Raw genomic sequence first — 17,996 nt, 5'->3', positions numbered from 1 at the left:
AGGAGCCCATGCTCCCGCAGGGGTGGAGAGCCGTCCACAGCATCAATTGCGGACATGAGGTCTTGCCCACACAGCCGCTTGAAGGCATGAGGCAGCCTTCACTTCGGACTGTCCCTGCAATGCAGGAGGCGGTGGCTATCCTGACCGCCTATCCGTCAGGAAATCGAGCCGCCGCGCGGCTCACCCAGTTGAAGTTCAAATGTCCATAATCGCATCCGCGCGCCAGCAATGGCTCGCCAATCCTCGCCGCGACCTGTTGGCCGGAACAGTCGTGGCGCTGGCCCTGATCCCCGAAGCCATCGCCTTCTCGATAATCGCTGGGGTCGACCCCGCCGTCGGGCTCTACGCCAGTTTCATCATCGCTGTGACGATCTCGTTCGTCGGCGGACGACCTGCGATGATCTCGGCGGCGACCGGGGCGATGGCCTTGTTGATGGTCACGCTCGTCCGCGATCATGGCCTCGAATATCTCTTCGCAGCATCATTGCTGACCGGCGTATTCCAGATTGCGGTCGGACTCCTCCGGCTCGGCAGATACATCAAGTTCGTATCTCGCTCGGTCATGACCGGGTTCGTGAACTCGCTGGCGATCCTGATCTTCCTCGCCCAGATGCCGGAGCTGATCGGCGCGAACTGGCAGACCTTCGCCCTCGTCGTCGCCGCCCTGGTCATAATCTACGGCTTGCCGCGTTTCACAAAAGCCGTCCCATCGCCGCTCGTTGCCATCGTGCTTCTCAGCGGCTTCGTCATCTGGTCGGGGCTGGACGTGCGCACCGTCGGCGACATGGGCCAGATGCCTTCCACGCTCCCGATGTTCCACATCCCCGCCGTTCCGCTGACGTGGGAAACTCTCCTGATCATCGCGCCCATCTCGGCGACCCTGGCCTTCGTCGGCCTGCTGGAAAGCCTGCTGACCGCCAACCTCATCGACGACATCACCGACACGCCGTCCGACAAGGATCGTGAGACACGCGGTCAGGGCATCGCCAACATCGCCGCCTCGCTGTTTGGGGGCATGGCGGGCTGCGCGATGATCGGCCAGTCGATCATCAACGTCACGTCAGGGGCGCGCGGTCGGCTCTCAACGCTGTGGGCTGGGCTCTTCCTGCTATTCTTGATGCTGGTGCTGCAGGAGTGGGTTGCTCAAATCCCGATGGCCGCTCTGGTCGCCGTCATGATCATGGTCTCGGTCGGCACATTCGACTGGGGTTCGGTGATGAAACTGCGGTCCACGCCGATCCAGTCCTCCATCGTCATGATCGCCACAACGGTAACGGTCGTAGCCACGCACGACCTGTCCAAGGGTGTGGTCCTGGGAGTGATCCTGTCCGCAATCTTCTTCATGCGGAAGGTCGGCAAAACAGTAGCGGTCGAGGAGATCCCCACACATGAGCATGGCGTCTTGCGCTATCGTGTCACGGGTCAGCTCTTTTTTGCATCAGCGGATGTGTTCGCCGCCGCCTTCGAGCATCACGGCCACCCGAAGCGGGTCGAGATCGACATGACGGGCGCACACTTGTGGGACCTGACCGGGGTCGCGGCAGTCGACAAGGTGGTCTTCCGATACCGCCGTCAGGGGGCAGAGGTCGCTGTCGTCGGCATGAACGAAACGGGTCAATCGCTCATCGACCGGGTGGGGAAGCACGATAAGGATCACCTGCCAGTCGGTGCGATGCACTAGCTACGTCAATGTCCGCTCCCGACCCGAGGCAGACATTGTCCCGTCGCCCTGCGCGGGTAGGCGGGACGGTCCTGGCTCTCCATTTCCGATTCCTGACACGCCGGGTTAGCGTGCCCATTGGCGGTCGTTCACAGGCGCGCCCGACCTCAATTTCTTCGCCGCTTCACTCACATTTCACATGCCCCGGGGAGGGACCATGTCTCGAGTTGTCGTTATTGGACTGACCAGTTTGATGCTCGCCGCTTGCGGGCCTGGGGATCAGACGTCGGCCCCCGAAGTTGCCGCGCCAGCGCCCACGGCGCCCGCCAGTGTGACCGCCGTGAACCCTGCGGGAGCCTGGACGAAGATCAGGATCACCGGTCTGACCTGTGGCGACAACTGCTATCTCCGAATCCAGCCGATCGACGGTGGGGAAGCGAATGAAGTGATGTGCTCCGCCGAGCTCTGCACGCCCTGGTTTGAAGGCCAGGCTTTGGCAGCCGGGGTCACCGACAAGGCTTGGGAGGTGCAGATGGGTACGCTCGACCAGCTTGATAATGAAGGCACTGTCATGGACGACAACTTCCCGGCCATTATCGCGCTTCGCGAAGCGACCTGAGCGCAAGGCTCTGGTTCCGTTGCCGCTCGCTCTTGACGCCTTGGCCATCGCACGCAGCATAGTCACCCTGTCCCGGGAGGGCGCCGCATGTCTCGCACTGTCGTTATTGGACTCACCGTCCTGATCCTCACTGCCTGCGGGCCGGATCAGACCCCGACCGCGGAAAGCGCCGCGCCAGAGCCAGTCCCGGCGCCAGCTGCGCCAGTGAGCGCTCCCCAGACCCCCGCGCAGATGTCCTGGGCGGCTACCGAGGAGCGCTATCGGCAGGTTGAGGCGGAGCCCTCCGACCCTCTGGAGGCCCTGGAGTATCGGGGAGTCCATTGTCAGTACTATTCCGGCGAGTTCGGCGGGGACGGGTCCGAGCGGGACCAATGGCTGAACGCGCAAATGGACAAGCTTCGGTGCGGGCAGGAGCTTGTGACCGAGGCGCGCGCAATGCGGGCCTCCCGTTCCCGGGAGCGGGATGTCGTCTCGCGACTCGACGCCGTTATCGCAGTTTACGAACCATAGGCGGGTCCGCTTTCCACCCTCAAGCGACGTCGACGATGACTGCTCGCGGCGTCTCTCATCTGACGCTCCCCCTATGCAGCAGGAGGCCAGTAGCTGCCCCGGCCTCCGGCCGTGAAGTCGCGACTCCCGCCCCCTTCAATCCGCCCTTTTCGCCCCCGTTTTCGGAGACTCTCACCCCATAAATTCCGTCGCCAGACCTCCTCCGTCCGATTCTGACGCAGCCCCATGCTTGAATGACGTCATGAAGGATACGCACCGTTTCAGCAGGGCGCGCCGCCCGGCCGGCGCCCCGACTTCGACGAAGCGGGCGGGAAAGGGCAGAGGGCGAATGTCTCCAGTGTCTCCATTTTTGCATTTTTCGGGTCCGGCGGAGACTCCCGCCCCCGTGACCCGGAACCGCCACACCTGCTCACGGTTTGTTACAGCCCCGGTCTCGCCTTCGCGGGCGCAGCACGTTAGTCAGGCCGGACGGTGCGACCAGGCTTCAGGGACCATGCGATGACTCAGTGGGTGTACGGCTTCGGCGGCGGATCCGCCGACGGCGATGCGTCGATGAAGAACCTCCTCGGCGGCAAGGGCGCCAACCTGGCCGAGATGTCCTCGCTCGGGCTGCCGGTGCCGCCGGGCTTCACCATCACCACCGAAGCCTGCGTCCATTATTTCTCCAATGGCCAGAGCTACCCGGACGCCCTGACCGCCCAGGTCGCCGCCGGCCTGAAAAAGGTCGAGGCCGTCGTCGGCAAGACCTTCGGAGACGCGTCCAACCCGCTGCTGGTCTCGGTCCGCTCGGGCGCCCGCGCCTCCATGCCGGGGATGATGGACACCGTCCTCAACCTCGGCCTCAACGACCAGACGGTCGAGGGCCTCGCCGCCCTGTCCGGCGACCGCCGCTTCGCCTTCGACAGCTACCGTCGCTTCATCACCATGTACTCCAGCGTGGTCCTCGGCCTCAGCCACGACGACTTCGAGGAGGTGCTGGACGACCACAAGGAGCGTCTGGGCGTCACCATCGACACCGACCTGACCGCCAGGGACTGGGAAAAGGTCGTCGCCGACTACAAGGCCGTGGTCGAGGACCGCCTGGGCCAGCCTTTCCCCCAGGACCCCAATGACCAGCTCTGGGGCGCCGTCTCGGCCGTCTTCGCCAGCTGGATGAACGACCGCGCCAAATTCTATCGCCGCATGCACGACATCCCGGAAAGCTGGGGCACGGCGGTCAACGTCCAGTCGATGGTGTTCGGCAATATGGGCGACACCTCGGCCACCGGCGTCGCCTTCACCCGTAATCCCTCGACCGGCGAGGCCAAACTCTACGGTGAGTTCCTGATCAACGCCCAGGGCGAGGACGTCGTCGCCGGCATACGCACGCCCCAGTCTCTGACCCGGGCGGGCCGGGAAGAGATGAGCGAGTCCGCCCCCTCGATGGAAGAGGCCATGCCGGTCGTCTTCGCCGAGTTCGTCGACGTCGTCGGGCGGCTGGAAAGCCACTACCGCGACATGCAGGACATCGAGTTCACGGTCGAACAGGGCCGGCTGTGGATGCTGCAGACCCGCAACGGCAAGCGCACGGCCAGGTCGGCGCTGAAGATCGCCGTCGATCTGGCCGCCGAAGGCGTGATCTCGCAGGAGGAGGCCGTCTCCCGCGTCGAGCCCTCGGCGCTGGACCAGCTGCTGCACCCGACCCTGGACCCGAACGCGACGCGCACCGTGGTGGCCGCCGGCCTGCCCGCCTCGCCCGGCGCGGCCACGGGCAAGATCGTCTTTGACGCCGACGAGGCCGAGCGTCTCAACCAGCTGGGCGACGCCGTCATCCTCGTGCGCGAGGAGACCTCGCCCGAGGACATCCACGGCATGCACGCCGCGCGCGGCATCCTGACGGCCCGCGGCGGCATGACCAGCCACGCCGCCGTCGTCGCCCGCGGCATGGGTCGGCCCTGCGTCTGCGGCATCAATGAGCTGTCGATCGACGACAAGGCGGGGACCTTCACCGCCCGCGGCCGCGTCTTCAGGGCGGGCGAGATCATCACCATCGACGGCTCGAGGGGCGAGGTGCTCGATGGGTCTGTTGCGATGATCGAGCCCGAACTGACCGGCGACTTCCAGACCCTGATGGCCTGGGCCGACAAGGTCCGCCGCCTGCGCGTCCGCGCCAACGCCGAGACGCCGCTCGATGCGAAGACCGCACGCGGCTTCGGGGCCGAGGGCATCGGCCTGTGCCGCACCGAGCACATGTTCTTCGACGACGCCCGCATCGCCGCCGTGCGCGAGATGATCCTGGCCGACGACGAGGCCGGCCGCCGCGCCGCCCTCGCCAAAATTGCGCCGTTCCAGAAGGCCGACTTCGTCGAGCTGTTCACCATCATGGCCGGCCTGCCGGTGACGGTGCGCCTGCTGGACCCGCCGCTGCACGAATTCATCCCCCACACTGACGCCGAGATCGACGCCCTCGCCGTGACCCAGGGGCTGGACGCCGCCAAGCTGAAGCGCCGGGCGAAGGAGCTGCATGAGACCAACCCCATGCTCGGCCACCGCGGCTGCCGGCTCGGCGTCGCCTATCCCGAGATCTACGAGATGCAGGTCCGCGCCATCCTCGAGGCGGCGCTGGAGGTGAAGCAGACGGCGGCCGAGGCCCCCATCCCCGAGATCATGCACCCGCTGGTCGCCCTCGGGCTGGAGATGAAATACCTGCGCGAGCTGACCGACCGCACCGCCGAGGCGGTCTTCGCCGAGGCCGACGACCGGGTCGACTACCTCGTCGGCACCATGATCGAATTGCCCCGCGCCGCCCTGCGCGCCGCCGATCTGGCCGAATACGCCGAGTTCTTCTCCTTCGGCACCAACGACCTGACCCAGACCACCTTCGGCATCAGCCGCGACGACTCCGGCCGCTTCCTGCAGGCCTATATGGACAAGGGCATCTTCGAGACCGATCCCTTCGTCCGCCTCGATCAGGAAGGCGTCGGCGACCTGATCCGAATCGCCGCCGAGCGGGGCGGGGCGGCGCGGCCCGGGATCAAGATGGGCATCTGCGGCGAACACGGCGGCGACCCGGCCTCGATCGCCTTCTGCGAGGAGGTCGGCCTCGACTACGTCAGCTGCTCGCCCTATCGCGTGCCGATCGCCCGCCTCGCCGCCGCCCAGGCCGCCCTGCACGCCCGCGCCGGAACCGAACGAGAGAAGGACCGCTGAGCGAGCAGTGATCGGACCGCCACAAATCTGTCTTGCTTGGGGTAACGCGGTCTGTGCCTCGAGTCACACAGTTATCGTTATGTATTCGAGCGCCACTGGAACGCCGCTTTCGACCGCCCATTTGTGTCCTCGCTGGATGGGGCTGGCAGCCGATGGTTGCCGCATCTAGAGGATACAAGAAACAATGCGTAACATTCTTCTCGCTACCGCCGCTCTTACTCTGCTCGCCGCTCCCGCGATGGCGCAGACCGTCTCCAATCCCCAGGTCACCGGCTCCATCGGCTACACCCAGCTGGACGGCGACGACGCCGACCTGGGCGCCGTCACCGGCCGCCTGAATGCGAAGTTCAACCGCTACGTCGGCGTCGAGGGCGAAGCCTCGTTCGGCGTCAAGGACGACGAGATCACCGTCGGCGGCGTCACGGGCGACCTGTCCCATGAGTACGACGCCGCGGCCTATGTCGTCGGCACCCTGCCGATCAGCCCGAACCTCGAAGTGTTCGGCCGCGTCGGCTACGGCACGACCCAGATCAAGGCTGACGTCGCGGGCTTCACCGCCACCGAAGACGGCGAGAGCGTCAACTACGGCGCCGGCGCCAACTACTTCTTCGACGGTCGCAACGGCGTCCGCGCCGACTGGACCCGCCGCGACTTCACCGACGACAACGGCGGTGAACTCGACACCTACGGCCTGAGCTACGTCCGCCGCTTCTAAAGGCTGACGGTTCCCGAAACGACGAAGGCGCGCCCCCTTGCGGAGGCGCGCCTTTTCGCCATTTGAGTTTGGTGGATCAGGCCACGCCCGGCTGCAGCGCCCAGCGCATCGAGCCTTCGCCGAACGGCTTGAAGAACAGGTCGCGGTATTTCTCGAACACCTCGACGATCCGGTTGGCGAGGTCCTGGGCCACGGTCTCGCCCCGCTGTCGCTTCATCGCGGCGACGCACTGGACCACGTCGCGCTGGTGGGCCGAGCCGCCCATGCGTTTGAGCACCGCGGCGATGTCTTGCGCCAGCGGATCAACCTGGGCCGCCCATGGATTGGTGTTCTGAGTCATGCGGGATGTCCCCCTGTTCTCGACACAAGCGAAGCGGTCGCAAAATCCTGCGGTGGATGCAAGCGTGACCGCGAATTCGTGATCGAGGCGAGATCGGGAGCCCTCGTCCAGGAACCGCGTTGTAAGGTCATGACCCTGCATCGCCTTGCCCCGTTCGCTCTCTTCGCGCTGGCCGCCTGCGGTCCGTCAGAGACCAATCCGCCCACGGACCCCGCGGCGCCGATCAATACGCCGGAGGCCGAAGCTCCGGCCCCGACCCCGCCGCCGGGCGTCGGTTCGATCATGCCGGGATCGGGCCCACAGACCTTTGTAGGCCGGTGGGCCGCCAACCAGGCCTGGTGCGCCAACCCGCGCGGCGCCGAACGCCCCATCGAGATCAGCACCATCCGGTTCGAAGGCTATGAAAACAGCTGTGGCATCCTGTCGGTCACCCAGGTCGCCGACGGCTATGAAGCCGCCCTCGCGTGCTCGGCCGAGGGTCAGACATCCCGCGAGCGGGTCCGCATGAACGTCCAGGGCGACGCCATGCGGCTGACCTGGCTGAACCGCAACAGCGCGGTCGTCAGCCTTGTCCGCTGTCCGGCCCCGGGCGAGGTCAGGCCGCCTAGTTGAACAGGAAGTTCATCACGTCGCCGTCCCTGACGACATAGGCCTTGCCCTCGGCGCGCAGCTTGCCTGCTTCGCGCGCCTTCGCCTCGCCCTTCAGGGCGACGAAGTCGTCGAAGGCGATGGTCTCGGCGCGGATGAAGCCCTTTTCGAAGTCCGTGTGGATGACGCCGGCGGCCTGGGGCGCGGTGGCGCCGATCGGGATGGTCCAGGCGCGCGCTTCCTTGGGGCCGACCGTGAAATAGGACTGCAGACCCAGCAGAACGTAGGCCTCGCGGATCAGGCGGTTCAGGCCGGGTTCGGCCAGACCGAGGCTCTCCAGAAATTCGGCCTGTTCGTCGGCGTCCAGCACGGCCAGTTCGGAATCGATCTTGGCCGAGATGACCACGGACTTGGCGTTGTCACTGGCGGCGCGCGCGGCGACCAGATCCGAGAGTTCATTGCCCTTGTCGGCCGAGTTTTCATCGACGTTCGAGACATAGAGGGCGGGCAGGGAGGTCAGCAGCTGCAGCATGTGCCACGCCTTCTCGTCCTCCTTCGACACCTCGACCACGCGGGCGGGCTTGCCGGCGCGCAGCGGGGTCAGGGCCATGTTGATCAGGCGCAGTGTCTGCTGGGCGTCCTTGTCGCCGCCCTTTGCCTTCTTCTCGACGTTGACGACCCGCTTTTCGAGGCTTTCGAGGTCGGCCAGCATCAACTCGGTCTCGATGATCTCGAGGTCGCTGATCGGGTCGATGCGATTTTCGACGTGGGTGATGTCGTCATCGATGAAGCAGCGGGCCACGAAGGCCACGGCGTCGCAGTCGCGGATGTTGGCCAGGAACTGGTTGCCCAGGCCCTCGCCCTTGGACGCGCCGCGCACCAGTCCGGCGATGTCGACGAAGGTGATCCGCGAGGGAATGATTTCCTTCGAGCCCGCGATGGCCGCCAGGGCCTCCAGCCGCGGCTCGGGCACCGCCACGTCGCCGGTGTTCGGCTCGATGGTGCAGAACGGATAGTTGGCGGCCTGGGCCGCCGCCGTCTTGGTCAGGGCGTTGAACAAGGTGGACTTGCCGACGTTGGGCAGGCCGACGATCGCGACTTTAAGAGCCATGGGCTTGGGCGGTTCCTGAAGCCTCTTCAGCGGACGGACGCGGGTTCCGTCCGCAAGAGGCGGCAAAGCGGAGTGGTGAGCGCGAGCCTTTAGCGGGTCGCGCTCCGTTTGTCAGGTTCGACCGCTCAGTGAGCCGTGGCCTGATTGTTTTCCGGGGTCGCCGGCTGGCCGACAGTCGCCGTCACCTCGACCGGGGTGGCGGTTTCGAAAGTCAGTTTCAATGCGACGGTGTCGCCCGCAACCAGAGGCTCCTTCACGCCCAACAGCATCAGGTGATTGCCGCCCGGCGCGAGCACGGTCGCCTGGCCCGCGGCCAGCGGGAGACCGTCCCTCAGCTCCCGCATCATCATCATATTGCTCTCCATGCGGCTCTCATGGATCTGGACGATGTTGGCGTCAGGGCTTTCAACCGAGACCAGCCGGTCCGCGCCGCTGGCGGTGAGCGTCATGTAACAGCCGGTCATCTTGCGGCCCTTGGGCGTCGGTCGGCACAGGGCGTCGGCGACCATTACCGTCGGCGCGCCGGGCTCGGGCGCGCGTTCGCCGGAATTGCAGGCGGCCAGCATCAACAGGGCGGCGGCGGAAACGAGGGCGCGGTTCATGGAAGTTCCTTCCGGGTTCGGGCGGTCTATCCGCGCCGTCCGCCGCGGACAAGGTGGTGCGTCTAGTCGTCGCCCCGCGCGGCCTGACGGGGGCTGAATTTGGGCGCGGGGGCCAGGCGCATGACCTCGGCCTGGTAGCGTTCGTCCTCTCCGGCCAGGGCGAAGGGCAGGGCGTCCGAGACGGCGGCCAGCATGGGATCCAGCCAGACCCGGTCGGCCTTGTGGAAGTCGCCCAGCACATGCGGCATGACCAGATGGCTCTCGCCCGGATGGCCCACGCCCATCCGCCCGCGCCGGAAGTCGGCTCCCAGGTGGCTGATCAGGGAGCGCACACCATTCTGCCCCGCCGCGCCACCGCCCGTCTTCATGCGGAATCGGCCCGGGGCCAGGTCGATCTCGTCATGGAAGACGATCACCTCGGACGGTTTGACCTTGTAGAAGCGTGCGGCCTCGCCGACAGCCCGGCCGCTTTCGTTCATGAAGGTCTGGGGCTTCATCAGCAGGACGCGGACATTCCCGGCGGAGGTCGGCACCTCGCCTTCGCGGATCACGGACTGGAATTTGGCCCGCTCGGGTCCGAACCGCCAGCGCGAGGCGATTTCGTCGGCGGCCATGAAGCCGATGTTGTGGCGGTTGCCCTGATATTTGGGGCCCGGATTGCCCAGGCCGGCGATGATGATCATGGCTCAGGTCCGGATAAGGAAACGGCCCCGTCCGTCGCCGGATGGGGCCGTTCCAGCAGCAGGTTGTCGGGGGCGATCAGCTCTCGGCGGTGTCTTCCGCGGCGGCTTCGTCGGCAGCGGCCTGTTCGGTCGCTTCGACCTCGGCGGCCTCGGCGGCGCTTTCGGCGTCCTGGGCCTCGTCGGCGGCGGCCGAGATGGCGGCCGAAGACGTCTTGATCGAGGCGATCACGAAGTCACGGTCGGTGATGGTGGGCTCGACGTCCTTCGTGCCCTTCAGGTCGGTCCAGCGGATGGTGTCGCCCATCTTGTGGCCGGACAGGTCGACGATCAGGTCTTCCGGGATGTGGTCGGCGCGGACCTTCACCTCGACCGAGTGACGGACGACTTCCAGCGAGCCGCCCTGACGGAAGGCTTCGCACTGGTCCTGGTTGATGAAGTGAACCGGGATGTCGATCTTGATCGTCTGCTTTTCGCTGACGCGCATCAGGTCGAAGTGCAGCGGACGATCCGATACGGGGTCGAACTGCACGTCGCGTGCGATGACGGGCTGGCTCTCGTCGCCGTACTTCAGCGTCACCAGGTGGCCCAGCAGCTTGCCGGTGTAGAGCGACTTGCGGAAGTCGCGCTCGTTCACCGAGATGGCCACGGGGGCCTTGTCGCCGCCGTACAGCACGCCCGGGACCATGCCCGCGCGACGCGCGGCGCGGGCGCCGCCGGTGCCAACGCCATCACGGACGTCCACGTTCAGAATGATCTCGGCCATCGCCTCGCCTCAACAACACAAACGCCGCGCTGACCAGTCAGCCCTCGCGGCGGGGTCTAGGGACCCTGAATTCAAGAGCGCGGGTCATTACACGCAAGAACCCCCGGACGCAACAGCCCGGGCGCAGCGAACGTGTTCAGCCGCCGTTGTTCAGCGCCGCCGTCGCCGCCGTGGATACCGCGGCCGCTTCCGCGGCGACGGGAGTCTGTTCGGGGGCCCCACCCGCCACGGCGGTCTGGGGCGCTTCAACCGGGGCGGGGGTGATGTTCTGGGCCGTACAGGTGGCCAGATCGCGCGCCACGTGGCGTCCGACGCAGAACATGTCCTCATAGCTGGGGCGCGAGGCCGCCAGGCACTGGAACAGCATCAGCTTGGACATGTTGAGGCAGAATTCGCTGTTCTGCTCGACCGTCAGGGCCTCGGTGTTGGCGCGGCCGTCCTCGCCGCCTGCGCCGAGGGCGGCCAGGGCGGCGACGGCCAGCGACCGGACCACGGCGGGGGTGTAGGGCGGGCCCGAGCGGGCCGAGCCCATGCCCAGTCCAGATCCGCTGTTGGCGGCGGCGAACAGGCGGGCGGATTCTTCGGCCGACGGCAGCATCTGCACCGCCGAGAGCGACTTGGCGCCCTCCAGCCGGGTGACGCGGTCGGAAATGTGCACGGTGGCCCAGCGGCGGCGCGGATCGCCGCGCCCCTGAATCGTATAGGCGTCTTCCTCGACGGCCTCGGCGATCAGCAGCATGGCGGCGGAGTCGCGGCCGATGGTGTCGACGATCAGGCCGGCGGCGGCGGCGGCGCCGGGGAAGGTCGCGGCGGTGGCGGGGTCGGCGAGGATGCGAGCGATCATCTGCTGACGCTGGGCGGGATCGACGGCGTAGGTGCGGACACCCTGCACGAACTCGGGCGACTGCAACGCCAGGATCGAGCCATAGGCGATCATGCCGCGCGACAGCTGCGCCGGCTCATACGAGGCGCCCTTCCGGATGGCGGCCTGGATGGCCTCGGCGCTGTCGAAGCCAGCACTGATCGAGCCGGCCTCGCGCATGAAGGCGACATAGATGGATGCGGCCTGGGCCACGCCCTCGTTCAGGCTGACGGCGGGCGGCGGCGGCGGCGGCGGCGGCGGGGGAGCCGGTTCGGGCTCGGGCGTGGCGCAGCTGGCCAGAACAAGGGCGGCGGCGGCGGCGGCGACCGACAGGCCGCGACGCGGATAGGCCATGATCATGCGAGATTCCCCAGAACACGCACGGCGCCTTCGCGGGACGCCGAAACACCAACGTCCTTATAACGCCCCGCGAATCGTTTGCCGATCACTAATCCGCCAGCAGGATCGACGACCGACCTGGCGCGGTCAGCCGCCCGGGATGACCGGGATCGGCGCGGCGGTCCCCATGTTGAGCCGCTCGGTCGGGGAGGCCTGCGTGCGCAGGGGCGGATCGATGGGCACGGTCACGATGACCGGAGGCAGCGGATCCGCGGCGACCGGATCGGAGACCGTGACGGTCGCAGCCGGCAGGGCCGAACTCCGGGTGCAGGTCGCAAGGTCGCGCACGATGTGGCGGCCGAGGCAGAACATGTCCTCATAGCTGGGCCGCGAGGCGGCCAGGCACTGGTAAAGGTTGAGCTTGGACTCGTGCAGGCAGGTCTGACTGGTTGGTTCGGACTGCAGGGCGGCGGTGTTGGCGCGCGCGTCCTCGCCGGCGGCGCCGAGGGCCGCCAGGGCCGCCAGGGCCAGGGCGTTCGTCACCACGGGCGGATAGGGTCGCCCCTCACGGCGGCGTCCGCCGGTGACTCCCAGGCCCGCGCCGTTGCCGGCGGCCGCGAACAGGCGCGCCGACTCCGCGGCCGGGGGCAGCATGGTCTGGCCAGACAGGGTCTTGGCGCCCGCCAGCCGGGTCTCGCGGTCGGCGATATGGGCGATCGCCCAGGAACGGCGGCCGTCGGCCTGGGCGGCATAGGCGTCGTTCTCCACCGAATTGGCCGCGGTGCTCAGGGCGTCGATCTCGGTGTTCAGGGCGGCCATGATCAGGCCCGCGGCCTCATCCGCCCCCGGCATGTACGAGGCGACGCGCGGGTCGGCGACGATGTCGGCGATCATCTTCTGCCGGCCCGTCGGATTGATCCCGTATTGATTGACGCCGGTGACGAACGCCGGCGACTGCAGGGCGACGATGGAGGCATAGGCGACCAGGCCCCGGGAAATCTGGCCCGGGTCATAGGCGGCGCCCTGGCGCAGGGCGGCCTGGATGGCTTCCGGACTCTCGAACCCGCCCCGGATGGTGGCGATGTCGCGGGCGAAGGCGAGATAGACAGCCGCGTCCTGGGCGACGCCTTGCGACAGGGTGATCGGCGGCGGCGTCCGCGCGGCCAGCGCCGCGGCTTCGGCGACCCGCGCGGCCTCCGCTTCAGCTTCGGCCTGGCCCGAAGCGCAGCCCGCCAGGACGGCGGCCGCACACAGGGCGGCCAGCGAAAGGCCGCGTCGCATCATTCCCGAACGCATGAAATCTCCTCGAACTGTCCGTCGTGGAGCAGAGAACGCGCTCCCGGCCAATTTGAGGCGGCAAATCGGTCAATCGAACAGTTTGGAGACCGATTCCTCGTTCGCGATCCGCCGGATGGCCTCGCCGATCAACGGTGCGACCGAGACCGTGCGGATCTTGCCGCAGGTCAAAACTTCGTGCGGCTGTTCGATGGAATCGGTGATGACCAGTTCCTTCAGCGGCCCGTCGGTCACGCGCTGGACAGCCGGCCCCGACAGGACGCCGTGGCTGATATAGGCCGAAACCTCGGTCGCGCCCTTGTCCATCAGGGCCTTGGCCGCGTTCACCAGGGTGCCGCCGGAATCGACGATGTCGTCGAACAGGATGCAGCGCCGGCCCTCGACGTCGCCGATGATGTTCATGACCTCGCTCTCGCCGGCCCGGGCCCGCCGCTTGTCGACGATAGCCAGGTCGGCGTTGAGGCGCGACGCCAGCGAACGGGCGCGGACCACGCCGCCGACGTCGGGCGAGACGATCATCAGGTCGTCGCCGCGGGGATAATGGTCCTTGATGTCCTGGGCCAGCACGGGGGTGGCGACCAGGTTGTCGGTCGGGATGTCGAAGAAGCCCTGGATCTGGCCGGCGTGCAGATCCATCGTCAGCACCCGGTGCGCCCCGGCGCGGGTGATCATATTGGCCACAAGCTTGGCCGAGATGGGCGTGCGGCCGCCGGTTTTCCGGTCCTGCCGTGCATAGCCGAAATAGGGCATGACCGCCGTGATCCGCCTGGCCGAGGCGCGCACCAGCGCATCGGTCATGATCAGCAGCTCCATCAGGTTGTCATTGGCCGGATAGCTGGTCGACTGGATGATGAAGACGTCCTCGCCGCGGACGTTCTCCTCGATGACGGCGAAGACCTCGTTGTCGGCGAACCGCTTCACCTGGGCCTTGGTCAGGGGCATGTCGAGGTGGGCCGCGATCGCCTGGGACAGGGTCCGGTTGGAGTTGCCAGAGAGCAGCTTCATGTCCGGTCATCCTTTCGCCGTCATCGCCGGGCTGAGAATGCCGCCGTGGCGCTGGCGCGCTACATACCAGCGGATGGCCCGGCCACAAGGCGCGACGCGTCTTTTTAACGGCTGTTTCGCGCATTGGCGCAGACAAGTCCGCTGGTGTAGAGATCGCGTCTCGTTTTCGGGGGCGCCGACGGGTTCGCGCCCGCCGGCTTGCATTTTGAGGTCGTCCTTGCCTGCTTTCAAGTTCCGCGCCGGCCTGATCCTGGCCACCGTGGCTGCCTCGGCCCTGACGATGTCGGCCTGTGCAGGCCGTGGCGATCGTCCCCGTCTGGCCTATGAGGAGCGCCCGGTCGAGGCGCTCTACAACACCGGCTATCAGCGCCTGCAGAGCAGGCGCTGGGCCGACGCGATCGACTATTTCCAGGAGGTAGAGCGCCAGCATCCGTATTCGGAGTGGTCGCGCCGCGCGATCCTGATGCAGATCTACGCCTACTATCAGAACAACAACTACGCCGAGGCCATCGCCGCGTCGGACCGCTTCATCCAGCTGTTCCCCGGCAATCCGTCCGCGCCCTACGCCTTCTACATGAAGGCCCTGTGCAATTTCGAACAGATCACCGACGTGGGCCGGGACCAGGGCTACGCCCAGGCGGCCCTCGACGGCCTCAGGGATGTGCAGCGCCGCTATCCCGGGACCTCCTACGCCAGCGACGCCGCGGTCAAGATCGACATGGTCAACGACCAGCTGGCCGGCAAGGAAATGGCGATCGGCCGCTACTACCAGCGCGCCGGCCAGCCACTGGCGGCGCTCAACCGCTACAAGGCGGTGATCGACAACGAGGCCTACCAGCGCACCTCGCACACGCCCGAGGCCCTGTACCGTCTGGTCGAGGTCAATCTGATGCTGGGCCTGAAGGAAGAGGCGACCCGCAACGGCTCCGTTCTGGGCTTCAACTATCCGGGCAGCCCCTGGTATGCCGAGGCCTATGCCCTGCTGTCGGAAGAGGGCCGCCAACCCGGCGTCACGCCGACCGGCCAGCGCGAAAGCTGGCTGCGCCGGATCATTCCGGGCTGATCTTCAACCACCCGTCATCCCCGGGCTTGTCCCGGGGACCCATTGGTCAGCATTCTCCGGCGTCGCCGGTGAAACGATTCGCTTTGTCCTACGCCCACCTCTCTTGCCCCGGACAAATGGGCCCTCGGGACAAGCCCCGGGGTGACGGACGGTGTGTGCGCCCATGCTGACCGCCCTTTCCATCCGCGACATCGTGCTGGTGGACGCGCTCGACCTCGAGGTCGAGGGCGGGCTGACCGTGCTGACCGGCGAAACCGGGGCCGGCAAGTCGATCATTCTCGACGCACTGGGCCTGGCGCTGGGCGCGCGCGCCGACGCCGGTCTGGTGCGGGCGGGCGCCAAACAGGCCTCGGCCACCGCCGTCTTCACCGCCCCCGACGACCCCGCCCTGATCGCCATGATCAGCGAGCGGGGCTTCGACGTGGCGCCGGGCGAGGAGCTGATCCTGCGCCGCACCGTCGCCGCCGACGGCCGCAGCCGCGCCTTCGTCAACGACCAGCCCGCCGGCGTGACCGCCCTGCGCGAGATCGGCCAGGCCCTGGTCGAGGTGCACGGCCAGCAAGAGACCGTCGGCCTGCTGGACTGGAAGACCCACCGCGCCCTGCTCGACATCTACGGCGGGCTGCAGCCCCAGCTGGACGGAGTGGCCGGCGCCGCCGAAAAGCTGAAAACCGCCGAACGCACCGTCTCCGACCTCAAGGCCGCCGCCGCCGACGCCGCCGCCCACGCCGAGGAACTGACGCAGAACCTCGCCGAACTCGACGAACTCGATCCCCGCGCCGACGAGGAGACCGAACTGGCCGGCGAACGCGCCATCCTCGGCGCGGCGGAAAAGGCCATCGGCGATCTGGCCGACGCCCGCACCCAGCTGGGCGGGGACAAGCTGTCCCAGAAGCTGTCGGCCGCCCTGCGCGCCGTCGAGCACGCGCGCACCCGGGCGGGGCAGGCGGGCACGGACCCCGAACACCCCCTGTTGCAGAAACTGTCCGCCGCCGCCGAGGCCATCGACCGCACCATGGTCGAGGCGGAAGAAGCCATCGCCTGCGTCGACGCCGCCGCCAACGCCTTCGACTTCGAGCCGGGCCGGCTCGACAAGGCGGAAGAGCGTCTGTTCGCCCTGCGCGCCGCCGCCCGCAAGCTGAACACCTCGGTCGACAGCCTGCCGGTGCTGCGTGTCCGCTTCCGCGAACGGCTGCGGCTGATCGAGGACGGGGCCGAGGCCATCACCGCCGCCGAACGCGCCGCCTCGGCCGCGCGCGAGGCCTATGACGTCGCCGCCATCCTGCTGACCTCGGCGCGCGAGGCCGCCGCCGACCGCCTGACCGCCTCGGTGATGACCGAACTGGGCCCGCTGAAACTGGACCGCGCCCGTTTCCGCGTCGCCTTCGAGCCCGTGGCCGAGGGCCGTCGCGGACCGCTGGGCGTCGAGACCGTCCGCTTCGAGATCGCCACCAACGCCGGAACCGCCTTCGGCCCGCTGGACGCCATTGCGTCAGGGGGCGAACTGGCCCGCTTCGCCCTCGCCATGAAGGCGGCCCTGGCCGGCCGCGCGGACCAGCGCCAGCCGGTGATGATCTTCGACGAGGTCGACCAGGGCGTCGGCGGCGCCGTCGCCTCGGCCGTCGGGGCCCGCCTGCAACGGCTGTCGCACGGGGCGCAGGTTCTGGTGGTGACGCACAGTCCCCAGGTTGCGGCCCGCGGCCACGCCCACTGGAAGGTGCGCAAGGCCGACGCCGGCGGCCTGACGACCACCACCGTCGATGCGCTGGACGACGAGGCGCGTCGTGAAGAGATCGCGCGGATGCTGTCAGGCGCGGTGATTACGGATGAAGCGCGGGCCGCGGCGAGATCGCTGATCGGCTGACGGGGAAGCGACGCGGTGCGTCGCTCGAACCGGGACGTTCCGGAGGTCGGCTATGGGTGGAAAGCGGACCAGAGGCGCATTAGCGTCCTCGGCATGACATCGAACCAGAAATTCCTTTTGTCGGTCGTTGCCCAAGTGCGTTGGTCGAGCCTGATCATCGGCATCATGGCGGTTGGGATCACGATCTCAAACTGGTCATGGCTGAAGACCGCCGACGCTTCGACCCGCCTTTTAAACCTCGCAGCCGGCACGGCCTTTACCCTTCTAGGGGTCGGACTCTTCCTCTTGGCGGGATACGTTGGTCGTCGATATCGGCGTCGCCTCTTACCCGACACTTCCAAGGTCCGATAAGGGTCGGGAGCAGACTGTCGCTTGAGGTTGGGGAGGCAGACATCACGCCCGCGCTCCTCACATGAAGCGACGCCATAGCCTTCGCAGGCCGACGGCAATCGATGCTCCGACCAAGGCAAAGGCCGACGCCCAAAAGACTGCCAAGACCAGAAAGACCGCAAACTCGCGCGGCACTGCTGCTGCGTCAGGGAAGGAAATCACAGCGTAAGCCGCTGCGGGAACGGCTCCAAGGAGTCCGGCGACGATCAGTGTCTTTCGCCAAGGCCAGCGGGTTAGAAGTCCCACACCAAAGCCAATCGAAAAGACGACCAGGTCGATCAGAAGCAAGTCGAACATACCCGGCCCCCCGCCACTAGCCTGACAGTGACGATCAGCTTCAACGTCCGCAATTGATGCTGTGGACGGCTCTCCACCCCTGCGGGAGCATGGGCTCCTG

16 protein-coding genes and 1 other annotated feature are annotated in these 17,996 nt (G+C 67.3%); of the genes, 7 read left to right on the top strand and 9 right to left on the bottom strand.

From position 1 onward, the window contains the following. Window positions 1–102 precede the first annotated feature (102 nt). Window positions 103–165, top strand: a sequence feature (sul1 is cis-regulatory element that is thought to sense ions involved in sulfur or methionine metabolism; They are found in Alphaproteobacteria). A gap of 40 nt (window positions 166–205) precedes the next feature. The 4 genes from PSV23_RS10325 (at window position 206) to PSV23_RS10310 (ending at window position 6,693) form a co-directional block, all read left to right on the top strand. After that, the gene (locus PSV23_RS10325) at window positions 206–1,681 is read left to right on the top strand and encodes a SulP family inorganic anion transporter (RefSeq protein WP_366524237.1); all 1,476 of its coding nucleotides are present in this window, start codon (window positions 206–208) and stop codon (window positions 1,679–1,681) included. 310 nt (window positions 1,682–1,991) lie between these two features. Then, window positions 1,992–2,279: a hypothetical protein gene (locus PSV23_RS10320; RefSeq protein ID WP_300468576.1), complete on the top strand. Its 288-nt coding sequence runs from the start codon at window positions 1,992–1,994 to the stop codon at window positions 2,277–2,279. Between the two features lie 1,008 nt (window positions 2,280–3,287). Then, entirely contained in the window at window positions 3,288–5,978 is a 2,691-nt protein-coding gene (ppdK, locus tag PSV23_RS10315; RefSeq protein WP_300468574.1) for a pyruvate, phosphate dikinase, read from the top strand. A gap of 184 nt (window positions 5,979–6,162) precedes the next feature. Next, window positions 6,163–6,693 carry a porin family protein gene (locus PSV23_RS10310; protein WP_300468572.1) on the top strand — a complete coding sequence of 177 codons (531 nt, stop codon included), beginning with the start codon at window positions 6,163–6,165 and terminating at the stop codon, window positions 6,691–6,693. A 76-nt stretch (window positions 6,694–6,769) separates the two neighbouring features. Here the strand turns inward: PSV23_RS10310 and PSV23_RS10305 are convergent, their stop codons facing one another. After that, window positions 6,770–7,033: a hypothetical protein gene (locus PSV23_RS10305; RefSeq protein WP_300468570.1), complete on the bottom strand. Its 264-nt coding sequence runs from the start codon at window positions 7,031–7,033 to the stop codon at window positions 6,770–6,772. 129 nt (window positions 7,034–7,162) lie between these two features. On the opposite strand from PSV23_RS10305, the gene PSV23_RS10300 reads away from it, so the two are divergent. Beyond that, window positions 7,163–7,645 (top strand): hypothetical protein, encoded by a 483-nt coding sequence (locus PSV23_RS10300; RefSeq protein ID WP_300468568.1) that lies wholly within the window; start codon window positions 7,163–7,165, stop codon window positions 7,643–7,645. Here PSV23_RS10300 and ychF read toward each other — a convergent pair. The 7 genes from ychF to PSV23_RS10265 all read right to left on the bottom strand — a co-directional run bounded on the left by ychF (window position 7,638) and on the right by PSV23_RS10265 (window position 14,282). Further along, a complete protein-coding gene (ychF, locus tag PSV23_RS10295; RefSeq protein WP_300468566.1) occupies window positions 7,638–8,732 on the bottom strand; it encodes a redox-regulated ATPase YchF in 1,095 nt (364 codons plus the stop codon). The genes PSV23_RS10300 and ychF overlap by 8 nt on opposite strands. Before the next feature lie 125 nt (window positions 8,733–8,857). Beyond that, complete coding sequence (locus tag PSV23_RS10290; RefSeq protein WP_300468564.1) at window positions 8,858–9,334, bottom strand: copper chaperone PCu(A)C; 477 nt, start codon at window positions 9,332–9,334, stop codon at window positions 8,858–8,860. A 62-nt stretch (window positions 9,335–9,396) separates the two neighbouring features. Then, window positions 9,397–10,017, bottom strand: a complete 621-nt coding sequence (gene pth / locus PSV23_RS10285) for an aminoacyl-tRNA hydrolase (RefSeq protein WP_300468562.1) — start codon at window positions 10,015–10,017, stop codon at window positions 9,397–9,399. A gap of 76 nt (window positions 10,018–10,093) precedes the next feature. After that, the gene (locus tag PSV23_RS10280) at window positions 10,094–10,780 is read right to left on the bottom strand and encodes a 50S ribosomal protein L25/general stress protein Ctc (protein WP_300468560.1); all 687 of its coding nucleotides are present in this window, start codon (window positions 10,778–10,780) and stop codon (window positions 10,094–10,096) included. A 136-nt stretch (window positions 10,781–10,916) separates the two neighbouring features. Further along, window positions 10,917–12,002 (bottom strand): hypothetical protein, encoded by a 1,086-nt coding sequence (locus PSV23_RS10275; protein WP_300468558.1) that lies wholly within the window; start codon window positions 12,000–12,002, stop codon window positions 10,917–10,919. A gap of 126 nt (window positions 12,003–12,128) precedes the next feature. Then, a complete protein-coding gene (locus PSV23_RS10270) occupies window positions 12,129–13,277 on the bottom strand; it encodes a hypothetical protein (RefSeq protein ID WP_300468556.1) in 1,149 nt (382 codons plus the stop codon). Between the two features lie 69 nt (window positions 13,278–13,346). Then, window positions 13,347–14,282 carry a ribose-phosphate pyrophosphokinase gene (locus tag PSV23_RS10265; protein WP_300468554.1) on the bottom strand — a complete coding sequence of 312 codons (936 nt, stop codon included), beginning with the start codon at window positions 14,280–14,282 and terminating at the stop codon, window positions 13,347–13,349. A gap of 205 nt (window positions 14,283–14,487) precedes the next feature. On the opposite strand from PSV23_RS10265, the gene PSV23_RS10260 reads away from it, so the two are divergent. Then, a complete protein-coding gene (locus PSV23_RS10260) occupies window positions 14,488–15,345 on the top strand; it encodes an outer membrane protein assembly factor BamD (protein WP_370461049.1) in 858 nt (285 codons plus the stop codon). Window positions 15,346–15,508: 163 nt separating this feature from the next. After that, complete coding sequence (gene recN, locus PSV23_RS10255; protein WP_300468550.1) at window positions 15,509–17,209, top strand: DNA repair protein RecN; 1,701 nt, start codon at window positions 15,509–15,511, stop codon at window positions 17,207–17,209. 408 nt (window positions 17,210–17,617) lie between these two features. Here recN and PSV23_RS10250 read toward each other — a convergent pair whose 3' ends face one another. Beyond that, window positions 17,618–17,896: a hypothetical protein gene (locus tag PSV23_RS10250; protein ID WP_300468548.1), complete on the bottom strand. Its 279-nt coding sequence runs from the start codon at window positions 17,894–17,896 to the stop codon at window positions 17,618–17,620. Between the last annotated feature and the right edge of the window lie 100 nt (window positions 17,897–17,996).

It is taken from the genome of Brevundimonas sp. (assembly GCF_029946145.1).
Classification (GTDB): domain Bacteria; phylum Pseudomonadota; class Alphaproteobacteria; order Caulobacterales; family Caulobacteraceae; genus Brevundimonas.
This window is presented reverse-complemented; position numbering and strand designations above follow the sequence as displayed.

Coding starts and splice junctions, on each gene's coding strand:
- ppdK (WP_300468574.1), top strand. CDS start 3,288: ATGACTCAGTGGGTGTACGGCTTCGGCGGCGGATCCGCCGACGGCGAT.
- PSV23_RS10310 (WP_300468572.1), top strand. CDS start 6,163: ATGCGTAACATTCTTCTCGCTACCGCCGCTCTTACTCTGCTCGCCGCT.
- PSV23_RS10305 (WP_300468570.1), bottom strand. CDS start 7,033: ATGACTCAGAACACCAATCCATGGGCGGCCCAGGTTGATCCGCTGGCG.
- PSV23_RS10300 (WP_300468568.1), top strand. CDS start 7,163: ATGACCCTGCATCGCCTTGCCCCGTTCGCTCTCTTCGCGCTGGCCGCC.
- ychF (WP_300468566.1), bottom strand. CDS start 8,732: ATGGCTCTTAAAGTCGCGATCGTCGGCCTGCCCAACGTCGGCAAGTCC.
- PSV23_RS10290 (WP_300468564.1), bottom strand. CDS start 9,334: ATGAACCGCGCCCTCGTTTCCGCCGCCGCCCTGTTGATGCTGGCCGCC.
- pth (WP_300468562.1), bottom strand. CDS start 10,017: ATGATCATCATCGCCGGCCTGGGCAATCCGGGCCCCAAATATCAGGGC.
- PSV23_RS10280 (WP_300468560.1), bottom strand. CDS start 10,780: ATGGCCGAGATCATTCTGAACGTGGACGTCCGTGATGGCGTTGGCACC.
- PSV23_RS10275 (WP_300468558.1), bottom strand. CDS start 12,002: ATGATCATGGCCTATCCGCGTCGCGGCCTGTCGGTCGCCGCCGCCGCC.
- PSV23_RS10270 (WP_300468556.1), bottom strand. CDS start 13,277: ATGCGTTCGGGAATGATGCGACGCGGCCTTTCGCTGGCCGCCCTGTGT.
- PSV23_RS10265 (WP_300468554.1), bottom strand. CDS start 14,282: ATGAAGCTGCTCTCTGGCAACTCCAACCGGACCCTGTCCCAGGCGATC.
- recN (WP_300468550.1), top strand. CDS start 15,509: ATGCTGACCGCCCTTTCCATCCGCGACATCGTGCTGGTGGACGCGCTC.
- PSV23_RS10250 (WP_300468548.1), bottom strand. CDS start 17,896: ATGTTCGACTTGCTTCTGATCGACCTGGTCGTCTTTTCGATTGGCTTT.